A 12,660-nucleotide genomic window follows, 5' to 3' on the forward strand; every position below is an offset into this window, starting at 1 on the left:
ATTTCCTATAGATGTACACGAGTTCCCTTTTATTAGATTGATAGCTATAGACCGCACTTTACACCAATCCTTGTGAAAAATGAACAACCAGACAATGCGGTTGCGCATTGTCTGGTTAAAAGTTGAACAAACTCTGATTTGTACTAAACGTTACAATTAACAAATCATCGCTTTATTCAAAGAATAGCGCCGGTCTAGCCTCTTCTTTTGGCGCAATTTGGTTCATGGTTTCGGCGTCATACAACTTACCGTTCAACATGACCATCTTGACCTTGTCTGAGTTGCGCAGGTTTTTTATCGGATCGGCGTCGAGCACCACTAAGTCCGCCAGCTTACCAGCTTTTATCGAGCCAAGTTCATCAGCCATGCCCAACATTTCTGCGCCATCGATGGTGCCAGCACGCAATGCTTCTAATGGCGTCATACCACCTTGGGCAAACATCCACAGTTCCCAGTGAGTGGCTAAGCCTTCACGTTGACCGTGAGCACCAACGAGGACTTTCACGCCTTCGTCTTGTAACTCTTTAGCGACGGTCGCATTGTTGATGTGGTTATAATCTTCAAGCGGCGCTTTCATGCGTCGGCGAGATGCTGGTTCTAGGACTTCACGAGGAACAAACTTGCTCAACAGTGGGTGCTTCCAAACGTCTGTTTGGTCGTACCAAAAACGCTCGCCCCAAATACCACCGTAAGCCACGCCAAGCGTTGGTACATAAGCGGTCTCAGCTTGACTCCATAACTGCTTCACATCGTCATAGATGTTGGCGACAGGAATCGAGTGCTCAATGGTCGTATGGCCATCAATCACCATGCTCATGTTGTGCATGAATAAAGAACCACCTTCTGGTACCACTAACATATCGGTCTTACGAGCGGCTTCAAGCACCTGTTGGCGTTGATCGCGGCGCGGTTGGTTGTAACTTTTTACCGAAAAAGCACCAGCAGCTTTCATGCGCTCAAGGTGACCGGTCGCATCGTCAAGGTTATCAACCTCAGCAGTAATGTAATGGTTCGCCCCGTACAAAATCGTACCCGTAGAGAAAATGCGGGGGGCGGTGATTAATCCTGCTTTTTGCATTTCACTCGCCGAGAATACCGCTTCAGTGTCGGCTGACGGGTTATGCGTTGTGGTCACGCCAAAAGCGAGTGATGCCAAGGCATTCCAGTTAGTTTCAGGTTGGATTTGATCGTTAGCGTAAGAGCCGTGCCAGTGATAATCCACTAAGCCAGGAATAATAGTTTTACCGCTGACATCAATGGTTTTTGCACCAGAAGGTACCGAAATATCGTCACGCGTCCCCACAGCTTTGATGCGATTGTCTTCAATCACGACCACGCCGTCTTCGATCACTTGATCGCCTTCCATGGTGATAACTTTCGCGCCGACTAGGGCAGTAACGCCGTTGGGTTTATCAGCTTTGACCGCAAGCTCGATTTTGGTTTCTCGTGCAACCTTTTCATCAGCAGTCTCTTCGCTCGCTTTGTCCTCTTTATGACCTGAGGCCAAGAAATCAAACTTCTCAGCTAGTTTTTGTTGGTAAAGCGTTGGGCCTAAGGACCAAGACAGTTCAGTGCCATCTTCTGACCAAGCTAAGTTCGATCCTGCAAAGGTCGAAAACTGTTTCACCGGTAGGTTGCCCGCAGAAGGACCTGTGGTAATCGCGCCACCACTTTTCACGAAAGGTGTGACATAAACTTGGTAACGTTGGGTAAAGGCTATCCACTTTTGATCCGGAGATACTGCAAAGTCTGAAATCCAGTTGCCTGCGTAGTGTTCTTGCTGGTCGTTACCGTTTAAGTCAGTGCTTACTAGTTTGCTCTGGTAGGTTTGACCGTTAGCTTTAGTCGTTGAGAAAAAGACGCGATCGTTATCGCCAGCGAAAAATGGGTTTGAGCCTGAATCGCTGACCTTTGTCACTTCTTCTTCATCAAGGTTAACGCCGAAAATTCCCGTATCGTTGGAATACAGCGGACTCGTAATGTAGCCGCCACTGATTGCCTGATACACCGCAAATTCACCATCAGGACTCAAGCTAGGGTTAACATAATGCCCCGGTTTGTCTGAAATGACATCGCCGCGACCGCCGCTAGAAGACACCACGCGAACCGTTCCCAGCTTTTTATCGTCCCAAGTGGTGTAGATGATGTCATCGCCATCGGCAGAATAGCTTGGGTAAAGCTCGAAGTGATCATTCTGGCGCGTTAAACGTTCTGGCTTACCATTGGGTAAATCCACCGTGTAGATTTTACCTAAGCTTTGGAATACCGCTTGATCACCCTCTGGCGAGACCTGTAACCAGCGCAACATTTTGGCATTAAAGCGGTCTTCACCCACAGAGTTCTTCTGTGTGACCGCCGCACGCATTTCACGCTTATCATTCACTTCAAACGGAATATGAGCGACTTCCTTCGACTCAACGTCGATTTTGTGCAATTTACCTTTAGCCCAGAACACGATTTCCTCGCTATCAGGTGTCCATGAGAAATTCGGGTAAACCCCGTGAATCGCCCAGGTTTCCTGCATATCACGCTCTAAATCTTTATAGATAGGAAACTCAGCTCCCGACTCGCGATCGTGCAAGAAAAGTGCTGACTTACCGCTGATACGGCGAACGAAGGCGATGTATTTGCCGTCTGGCGAAGGCTCAGGGCGAACTGCGCCACCCGGGCCATCGATCCAGGTTTCGGTTTCGCCGGTATCACGATTAATCGCGAAGACTTCATAAATCTGTTTGGTCGAATCTTTGCTGTACTCGAAATAGCCGCCGGGGGTCGAGTCGCGCGAATACAGAACATACTGGCCATCAGGCGTAAACGCCGGTTCTCCCAAGTCTTTCTGCTCGTTCGGGCGCTTGTTTAACTGAACGCCGCTACCGCCAGACTTGTGATAGAGCCAAATTTCGCCTGCGCCGAGCGAGCGAGTGCCGGTAAAGTGTTTACGTGCCGCAATATAGTCGCCGTCAGGACTCCACTTAGGGTTGTTTAATAGGCGGAAGTTTTCTTTAGTGACCTGATACTGATCGCTACCGTCAGTATCCATCACCCAAATGTTATCGCCGCCACCCTGATCTGAAGTGAAGGTGAGCTTTGAGCCGTTAGGAGAGAAATCAGGCTGCATATCCCACGCCATGCTGTTGGTAATATTGGTTGCCTTACCGCCAGACATCGGCATGGTGTAGATATCGCCTAATAAATCAAAGGCAATGGTTTCGCCATCCGGGCTCACATCAAGGTTCATCCAAGTACCTTCAGTCACATTTAACTCGGCAAAAACCGCTTCGCCGGGAGGATTATTGACGTCCCACTTAGCCTCTTCTTTCTTCTCCTCAGCCTGCGCCGCGAAGCCCAAAGAAGCCACTAAAAGGCCGCTTATCATGGAATATTTATACATTGTCACATTCTTATAAAATGGTCCGAACCTAGCAATATAAAGACTTGGCACCGAAAGGGCAAAGGAGGGCAGGCTAAGATTTGTCGAAAATTGTAAGAAAAGGTTAACGCTCTAAGTGAAGTGTGAGGATAAAGAGTCTTTTGACTCAAATAGAGGCATGCAGTAGTCTTAACGTTCAATTAAAAAAAGAATACAAGAAACTGGAATAGCTTGTAGGAAAAAAGCCAATGAGTACCGAAAAAGTCGGAAATCCGAGCGATACCGCACTTCAAGACCGCCTTTACTAGGGTATTAGCCACTTTTTTTGGAACTGAAATAAAAATTGCAAGTAAATTAATAAGTTACAAGCGAGTTCGTGTATTCTTATGTTAAATTTCAAAGGAAGCTATGAGCAACATTGATGAATACAAAAGGTCAGAGTTGCATTATCTCTGTATCGGTATTCCTGAGAATGAAAGATTAAAGAAACTACAGGAACTCATCGCTTCTGGAGAAAACATTAATGCTCAAGACCGAAATGGCTGGTCACCTTTACATTTTGCCGCCCAAGAAGGCGACCACAAAGTGGCAAAACTTTTGATTGAGAATGGCGCAGACATCTCGTTAGTAGACGTGAACGGTAATACTCCTATTTGGGTGGCAACAATGAATTCATACCATGGGACTGAGGTTATTACTATTTTACTGAGTTCTGGTGCAGATCCTAGTCAGAAGAACATTCATGGAGTATCTCCAATAGATGTAAGTCCGGAGTTGTTCAAAGATGCAATTTAACAAGTCAATCAACTACGCGCCTTCGGCGCCGGACGCAGCAAAGCTGCGCCGGTTATTGAAGCGTTATGTGTCAGAGGAGAATCGATGAGCAGCGTAGTAGAGGCCCTTCTTGATAATGCATATCAAGACTCGCAGCTATTAGAAGGAAATGACCAGAAAGGAGATGTTTTCTTTATTCCACGGGATGTTGATTTTCTTTTATATGCTAAAGATCAAGCTAAAGGGGAGCTTGTCACAAGTTTCATTAACGATAATTGCTACGGAGAGGCTAGCTACTCCGAACATGATGGTAATCACTGTATAAAAGTGGTCATCCACATGCCTACAACCCAGAATGTCCTCAACTCTGTTTCGGGTTTAATGACTTGTATTGCAGCAATCTACGATCTCGATTACGACGGTTGGGGCTGTTCTCTTCAAAGGAACACTTAACAAATTGCTCAAGTATACTCCGGCCGCAAGCGACCTCCGCGGGACGCCCACTGCATCGCTTGATTTTACATTGGCTACGCCAATTTTATTAAAACCAAGCAATACAGCGCGCGCCCCTTAGCAAGGCGTTATGTTTTTAAGAAGTTATGAAGCAAGATATCTATAAAATGATTGAAGAAATGGATGAATATTTCTATGGAATAATGGAAATAGACCCCCTTTCCGTACTTTCGTCTGTAGATGAAATTTCACAACTTAATGAGGTTGCAAAGAAATACAAATGCGCTTCCATCGGCGATTCATGGAGGGAAATATCAGAGGAAGATGGTTTTGATCTAATAAAAGATGGAATAGCCTTTGATTTGGTTTTCACTAGCTATCGAAATGTGGATGAGAAATTAAATGGGGTCAGAGTACAATTATAACTCTAAATGGAGCGGGTAGGTTTTAGTAGAAATAAATTATAACCTGACACAAATAACCAATAAATGAGAAAGTGACGCAGAATGAATTTGAGCCTTAAATTTAAAGTTCTAGAAGAGTAATTATCAAGCTAAAGAATGACATAAAGAGTAACAATAAAAAATATCATTCAAGCAAATAGTTCAATAAGATTTGGAGTTGTTTGTAAAGTTTTTGAGTTAATTTTAGGGAATCATGAAAATAATACCATATGATAAGTTTGACATAGAATTATCTAGTCGCCCTGATGAGGTATTAGATATTATTTCAAATGTCACTGAATCTGATAAATTATTTAAATTTTCTGAAGGTAAAGAGTTTAGTGGCTCTATAACAGAAAACGGATTTGTAATAAGAAAAAATATAACGTACCGCAATTCGTTCCTTCCTATTATAGAAGGTGAAGTAAAGCCTTCTTATGACGGCATACTTGTAACTATCACCATGAGGCTTCATACAGCCGTTCTATGTTTTATGTGCTTTTGGTTCACGGGTGTAGGGATTGCATGTATAAATGTATTGGCAAACCTTGATAACTTTTCCAACAATTCGCTAATACCCTTTGGAATGCTTTTGTTTGGATTGGGCATGGTCATTTTTGGGTTTGGATTAGAGGCTCCTAAGCAGAAAAATCGAATTGTAAATCTTTTGACAGAGCAAAGTACTACGAACTAAGGCTTAGTCCCAACCAGCCACACAGAAACTACTCCAATAAAACAGTATACTCCGCACATAAATAACAGGATTTAGGACAATAGGTGTTATGGATATGAAATCAAAACTTAGTCCTTCGTTTAGATTGGGACAAACGAGCTGGAAGTGTTTCTATACGACAGCGATAGCGGGTCTCATTGGATTAATGATGGCGATTCCTGCGGCGCAAGCTGTCTGTACAACTTCTTCGCGAGGGGGGACACCTCCTGGTGCGTGGGAAGCCCATATGAATGAAATTGCATCTATGGGAACGTTTCCAGAGGCTAGCTTTGAGATAGGTAATCAAAAAATTTATAGAATGCGTAAACCAGATGATGTCGGATCTCGCGATCGTTGGCTTGAGCGTTTGCGGAGCATGAAGCCTCGTATCGAAGAACTACAACGTCATTTCCCGACAGCGGCTGAGCGCGAAGCGGCAGAGCGGGAAGAGAGTGAAAGAAGAGAACGAGACGATGATTATAGGTTGCCGTATATGCCAACTCCCCCCGAACGTTCCGTACTTATCATCGAAAGTGAACTCAATATTATTGATAACCCGGCGTTCACTAACTGCGCGGCTGAAGAGGAAGTCCATGACCTAAAGAATTACTTATCGGGAGATTTAGATCCGAATTTATTTAAAGGGTTGTGTGTAGTTTTTATTCGCTCGCACGTGTTCGATCGAGAAGAAGAGAGAAAGTTTGCGTTGTCACATGAGTGGATGCACACCATGCAACATGGGTCTTATCAAATTTCTGAGATGGAGAGGCTGTGGTGGATTGAAGGTTCTGCCGAGTGGGGCGCACATAAAGTCGTCGGCAGGACGACGGAGCGTGATAATAAGATTGAACAGTTCTTTGAACGCCAGCCTGACTGTTCATTAACGCAACAGTCTTATGATGCGCAGGTGTTCTTTTTCTGGGGAGAGCAATCGTTTGGTACTGACTGGGGCATCTCACTGGGCATGGGTGGGCCTGATTATCTTGATACGCCGCGACGAGCTGCTGAAATATTACCTCCTGAGCAATGGCTGGACTGGGCCATTTCTCAAGCCGACAAAAAAATCACGATGCCCGATGGGCGGGATTTACCTTTTCAGGCAGAATTGGAGCTGCTTGATTTAACACACTCATGCGAAGCGGCTATTGAAGGACCACCGCTATCGGTGCAGTTGCGTGAAATACGATTCCCCGAAGACTCCGCGCCTTTATTAACGATTGATCCTCAAGGGGCTCAGGTAGCGTATAGACCACTTGATGTTGACGAGCCCAGTCGCCCAAGCTCGTGGACCAGAGTTACCGAAGAAGTGGAATTAGAACCAAGCGAAGGTCCATTGCTTTTAGCTGCGATTATGCCTTCTGGGAATAACCTAAACGTACAAATACAACAGGAAAGTAGTGCTGGAGACAATTGCGCCTGCCACATAGGTCGTTGGATGGAAGAGGCGACGGCGGACTCTGAAGCCCGAGACAGTTTAAGAGGGGCGCTGGAAGCAATCGAAAAAGCGCGCGCCTTTGTACCGCCAGAGCAGTTAGCAGAACTGGAAAAAGCAAAGCGCATGATCAGTTCGTCAGACACCAAAGATAGATTCCGCTTTAGAGGAGCTGCAGAGCAAATTTTTGAGCTCGGTGGAGAGGGTGATGTGACCTACGTGAACGATGGCCCAATCGTTACTTTTAGAGGCGGTGGTGCCTTTAGTATTGAAGACCCTCATACGATTCGAGCCGACAAAACAGAAGTGAATTACACCACTTATATACATTCTGGTCGTTGGGACATTGAGGGAGGAGCATTAAAAATCGACCTACAAGAATTTACCTATAAAGGTACAGTGGAAGGCCCAGTTTCAGATGGCCCACAACATATTGGCGGTAGCAATAGACACACAAGTTACGTTGGTGGCGGTGGTGATTGGATCGTCTCCTGTGAAGGCTCAGGCGTAAAACTGACTCCAGCCGATAGGGGAAATCGTGGCCCGGGTAAGGATGCGGTGTTGGAGGCTCACTAAATCAGTCAGCTTGCCTTGAGACTTTTTCTTCGAGGCAGAGCTTGCTATCCGGTTAATCGCTCGTAGTTTAGTCGGATTACCGTTACACTAGCGGCTTATTGCACTGATAAAGCCTTTGATGACCTTTTCTGAACTTAAATTGATCCAACCTCTTCTCGATTCGCTGAACAAAAGCGGTTATAAAACGCCTTCACCGATCCAGCAGAAGGCTATTCCACTAATCCTCGATGGTCAGGATATTATGGCTGCCGCGCAAACAGGAACGGGGAAAACGGCGGGCTTTTCACTGCCGATCCTGCAAAAGCTATCAAAAGGTAAAAAGCCTTCAGCCAACGTTGCGCGGTGTTTAATCCTAACGCCGACACGAGAGCTGGCGGAGCAGGTTCATCAAAGTGTCCAAAAATACGCGGCAAACTTATTGCTAAAGTCGCAGGTGGTTTACGGTGGCGTTAAGATCAACCCGCAGATGCTAAAGCTTCGGAAAGGGACGGATGTGCTAGTAGCCACGCCGGGGCGATTATTAGATCTGATGGAAAAGAATGCAGTGCGATTTGATGATCTAGAATTTCTAGTCTTAGATGAAGCGGATAGAATGCTGGATATGGGGTTTATGCCCAGTATAAAGCGGATTATCGGGAAGCTGCCTAAACAGCGTCAAACGTTGTTGTTTTCGGCGACCTTCTCCGAATCGATTAAAAAGATAAGTCAGCAGTTCCTGAATAACCCCAAACTGATTGAAACAGAAACCACCAATACCACTGCGGCTACTGTTAAACAGTGGATTCATCCGGTCGATAAAAAACAGAAAGCAGCGTTGTTGAGTTATCTCATCGAAGAGCACCGTTGGCACCAGTTATTGGTCTTTGTGAGAACCCGACGGGGAGCGAATCGTTTAAGTCTGGCGCTTGAAAAGCGAGGAATCAAAGCGACAGCGATCCATGGTGGTAAAAGTCAGAACGCACGTAATCGTGCTTTGGCTGAATTTAAATCGGGTAAGGTACATGCCTTGGTCGCCACCGACGTCGCTGCACGTGGACTGGATATCGACCAAATGCCTGTCGTCGTGAACTATGATCTGCCAAATGTCGCTGAAGATTATGTCCACCGGATTGGACGTACGGGTCGTGCTGGTGAAAAGGGTAGCGCTATATCACTAGTCAGCGCCGATGAAGTCGATGACTTGCGAGCAATTCAAGACCTGATCCAAAAGCAGTTAGAGCGAATCATCATTGATGACTTTGAACCGCAGCATGTCGTCCCAGAAACCAACTTAAAAGCCGCGAAGAAAAAGAAGCCTCACAAAAAGAAAATCGCTAAGGCAAAACTGAAACAATCTGGCAATAAATCAGGCGACTCTCAAGATAAAGGTAGCCAACCGAAAAGAGGCAAGAACGGTTATAAAGGCAAGTCAGCTAATAAAGGGAAAGCGACTAAGAAAAAGCCGAGTAAAAAGAAACCGACTAACAAAAGTTCGAGTAATATCTGGGACAAAAAGAGTTAATTAATATTTCTATTGAAGGTTAAAGTTAAAGGGGCAGTAAATGTACTCTGACCCCATTTATTTAATTAATATTTTTATTGAAGGTTAAGTTAAAGGGGCAGTAAATGTACTCTGACCCCATTTATTTGCATTTATTTAAAATTACAAAGGTTAGAATTTTTACTCTCGCCTTATTTTATGACTTTTTGTGAAGGCAAGGTTAGCGTAACGATAAGAATCGTCATCACTTTGTTCATCCTAAATCATTGCTAAAGGTCTAACCAGCTATAACTCCTATTAGAGCTGGGCTAGAGCGAAGAGGTGGTTTGTAAGTCATTGATTTTACAGTTCTTTAAACACATTCTTATTCAAATCATTAGAATGCTATAAGCATAAAACAAAATAAGCTTTGTAAGAGGTTTCTATCAAGGCCCTTATTGTCAGGATAAGACAATTGCTTTGGTTACGACGAAATCTTTCCAGTACAGGTGAATATCGTAAATCGTTACGGGCCCTGTACACCAACGGGCAATACTGCTTGTTGGTGGAACGAGAATGAGGAGTAACTATGTTTGATATCATGAAAAGACTATTAGCGATAAGCGCTTTAGTGTTCGTCATGTCAGCTTGTAGCGATTCTGACTCGAATGACGATGATAATTCGAATAATCAAAAGCCAGTGGCTGAAGCTGGTAGTGATCAGGAAGTTGACGTTGGTGCCGAAGTCACCTTAAGCGGTGAGGCTAGCTCAGATCCTGATGGCGACACTCTAACCTATCAATGGACATTATCATCAACACCGTCAGGTAGTACCGCAGTGTTAGTCGCGGCTACGTCGATGAGCCCTACCTTTACTGCTGATGTTGCAGGTTCTTATACTGCAGAATTAGTGGTGAGCGATGGTGTTCTATCGAGTGATGTTGATAGTGTGACCATCGTTGCGGTTAGCGCTAATCAAAAACCAGAAGCAAATGCAGGTCCAGATCAAGACGTAAGAACTGGTTCAACAGTGAATCTTGATGGTTCAGGCAGTGTGGATGCTGATGGTGATACGTTAACTTACCAATGGGAAATCACATCGAAACCCTCTGCGAGTACAGCAACGTTAAGTGATAATGATGTTGAGCAACCAACGTTTATTGCGGATGTAGATGGTACTTATACGGTAGATCTTGTTGTTAATGATGGAACGATCGACAGCGACGTTGATTCCGTAACGATTATTGCAGCATCAACCAATGCTAAGCCCGTCTCTAATGCGGGTAATGATCAGGCCGCAAAAACCAGCTCTAGTGTCATGTTAGATGGATCTGCAAGTACAGACTTAGACGGTGATCAGTTGTCATACCAATGGACTTTAACAGCAAAGCCAGCTGCAAGTGCTGCTGTGTTAAACGATAGCACCGCCGCTCGCCCAACGTTTGATGCAGATGTTGATGGTGAGTATACGGCAGAGCTAGTAGTTAACGATGGCAGTGTCAGCAGTGATGTGGACGCGGTAACTGTGGTTGCGGCATCCTTGAACTCTGAACCTGTGGCAAATGCTGGTGATGACTTAAAGGTGAAAGCAAACACTGTGGTGACGCTAAACGGAACGCTGAGTTCTGATGCAGACAAGGATTTAGTTAACTATCAATGGGCGCTTACTTCGACGCCAGCAGGAAGTGCAGCTGAACTAAGCAATATCAGTCTTGCAACACCAACCTTTGTGGCAGATGTTGAAGGGACGTATGAAGCAGAGTTAACTGTGAATGATGGTTCTGTTGATAGCAGTGTTGATACCGTAACGGTTGTCGCTGTTGAAGCAAATGCTGCACCTATTGCAAATGCAGGCCTAGAGCAAAGTGTTAATACTGGTGCTAATGTGTCGTTAGACGGTTCGGCGAGTGTTGACGTTGATGGTGATCCATTGAATTACGAATGGGCAATCATTTCAGCGCCAGCAATGAGTACGGCGGCGTTAGATAGTTCTTCGTCGGTAAGCCCAAGTTTTACGGCTGATGTTGAAGGTACTTATACGGCACAACTTATTGTGAACGATGGTTCGGTTAAATCTGAAGCGGATACTGTAACGGTAGTTGCTGCAAGTACTAACGCAAAACCGGTAGCGAATGCAGGACTTGATGTTCGTGTGACAGCCGGAACAGAAGTCAGCCTAGATGGTTCAGGTAGCTTTGATGCTGATGGTGATACTTTAACTTATCAATGGAGCTTTATCTCGCAACCGAACGGCAGTGCTGCTGCGTTTAGTAATGCAACAGCCGAAACAACATCCTTTACAGCGAATGCCGAAGGTAGTTATGTGGTTGCCTTAGTGGTGGATGATGGAACGGAAGCTAGTGTTGAAGATATTGTTCATGTCGAGGTGATTCAACCGCAAGTAACGTTGCGCAAACAGTTTGGTGCTGATGCAAGTGCGACTTATAACCAAGTCACTATGCCGTACACTTCAAGTGCGACTGTAGATGCCTCAGTCAGTGGGTCTGCGGACTTTACGTTGGATACGTTCCGTATTCTTGCTGAAGGTCAAAACTATACGATCACCAATGTCCAAGTAACGGATGACTCAGGCAATGTTTCGCCTTACTTTACGGTGATTAGTGACAGTTATGTGCTACTGGAAGGTGAGGCTGTCGAGTTTGCGTTAATGTCGCCACTAACAGCAGGAATCGAAACGAACTTAACCTTTAGTTTTGAGATTGCTGAAACTGGGCAAACTTTTGAAGCAAACTATACTTTCACTAGTAACTAAGCCTGAAGCGTGATTTTAAATCACGATAAAACGACAAAAAAGCCGAGGGTCTCCTCGGCTTTTTTAATGTGATGTTGGGATCATTTTTTTAAACAAATATTATCAGTAATCACGCTATCGCGATGATGCTTGTTAATGGTTTGTTGCAAGCGTTGGTAATTGGTCAATAATTTACTCTGGATACGATAAAGTTCACGAATGACGGCGCGCTCACCTTCTTGATGCAGTTCTTCAACAGTTTCAATACGTAGACTTCTGATAAACAAAGCTTCAATGTAAGCCTGAACGATTGCCCGGTGGTCGCTTTGGTTTGCGTTAATCTCGCCAATTAAACTCAAAATTTCATAGTCAAGGTATGACGAGGCTTGGGTGGTTTTAGCAATCTCCCAGGCATCATTACGCAAATAACCGACTTGAATGCCACTGGGTTTTTCATCGCCCGCTGCAACGGCTTCGTGGTAAGACTGAAAGCTGATAATTCGTAAGCAATTGGCTTCGACTTCATCCACTACTTCTTGCAAAGCTCGCTCGGCTAACTCTTGGTGTGCCTGAGCTTCTCGCCAACTGTTAAGTGCGAGCGCTAACAGGACGCTTAAGATAACCAGCAAGCTTTCGAAGATTAAAAGCTTCCATGGAAATTTAGAAAATGACTTCTTGGTAAAAAACAT

Annotated in this window: 9 protein-coding genes; 7 read left to right on the forward strand and 2 right to left on the reverse strand. The window is 44.9% G+C overall.

What is annotated here, in order from left to right; all coding sequences use genetic code 11:
• Window positions 1-172: 172 nt before the first annotated feature.
• Window positions 173-3,391 (reverse strand): amidohydrolase family protein, encoded by a 3,219-nt coding sequence (locus tag ABD943_RS06925; protein WP_345292456.1) that lies wholly within the window; start codon window positions 3,389-3,391, stop codon window positions 173-175.
• Between the two features lie 387 nt (window positions 3,392-3,778).
• Between ABD943_RS06925 and ABD943_RS06930 the strand changes: the two genes are divergently transcribed.
• The 7 genes from ABD943_RS06930 (at window position 3,779) to ABD943_RS06960 (ending at window position 11,992) form a co-directional block, all read left to right on the forward strand.
• On the forward strand, window positions 3,779-4,165 hold the full coding sequence (locus ABD943_RS06930) for an ankyrin repeat domain-containing protein (protein ID WP_345292457.1): 387 nt from the start codon (window positions 3,779-3,781) through the stop codon (window positions 4,163-4,165).
• A gap of 84 nt (window positions 4,166-4,249) precedes the next feature.
• Window positions 4,250-4,597, forward strand: coding sequence for a ribonuclease E inhibitor RraB (locus tag ABD943_RS06935; protein ID WP_345292458.1), 348 nt, complete (start codon window positions 4,250-4,252; stop codon window positions 4,595-4,597).
• Window positions 4,598-4,743: 146 nt separating this feature from the next.
• Window positions 4,744-5,022 carry a hypothetical protein gene (locus ABD943_RS06940; RefSeq protein ID WP_345292459.1) on the forward strand — a complete coding sequence of 93 codons (279 nt, stop codon included), beginning with the start codon at window positions 4,744-4,746 and terminating at the stop codon, window positions 5,020-5,022.
• Between the two features lie 232 nt (window positions 5,023-5,254).
• Window positions 5,255-5,734 carry an LSm family protein gene (locus tag ABD943_RS06945; protein ID WP_345292460.1) on the forward strand — a complete coding sequence of 160 codons (480 nt, stop codon included), beginning with the start codon at window positions 5,255-5,257 and terminating at the stop codon, window positions 5,732-5,734.
• A 94-nt stretch (window positions 5,735-5,828) separates the two neighbouring features.
• Window positions 5,829-7,760 (forward strand): hypothetical protein, encoded by a 1,932-nt coding sequence (locus tag ABD943_RS06950; RefSeq protein ID WP_345292461.1) that lies wholly within the window; start codon window positions 5,829-5,831, stop codon window positions 7,758-7,760.
• Window positions 7,761-7,878: 118 nt separating this feature from the next.
• A complete protein-coding gene (locus tag ABD943_RS06955; RefSeq protein ID WP_345292462.1) occupies window positions 7,879-9,261 on the forward strand; it encodes a DEAD/DEAH box helicase in 1,383 nt (460 codons plus the stop codon).
• A 547-nt stretch (window positions 9,262-9,808) separates the two neighbouring features.
• The gene (locus ABD943_RS06960; RefSeq protein ID WP_345292463.1) at window positions 9,809-11,992 is read left to right on the forward strand and encodes a PKD domain-containing protein; all 2,184 of its coding nucleotides are present in this window, start codon (window positions 9,809-9,811) and stop codon (window positions 11,990-11,992) included.
• Between the two features lie 80 nt (window positions 11,993-12,072).
• On the opposite strand, the gene ABD943_RS06965 is transcribed toward ABD943_RS06960, so the two are convergent.
• Complete coding sequence (locus tag ABD943_RS06965; RefSeq protein WP_345292464.1) at window positions 12,073-12,660, reverse strand: hypothetical protein; 588 nt, start codon at window positions 12,658-12,660, stop codon at window positions 12,073-12,075.

Source organism: Kangiella marina, from assembly GCF_039541235.1.
In the GTDB taxonomy this organism is placed as follows: domain Bacteria; phylum Pseudomonadota; class Gammaproteobacteria; order Enterobacterales; family Kangiellaceae; genus Kangiella; species Kangiella marina.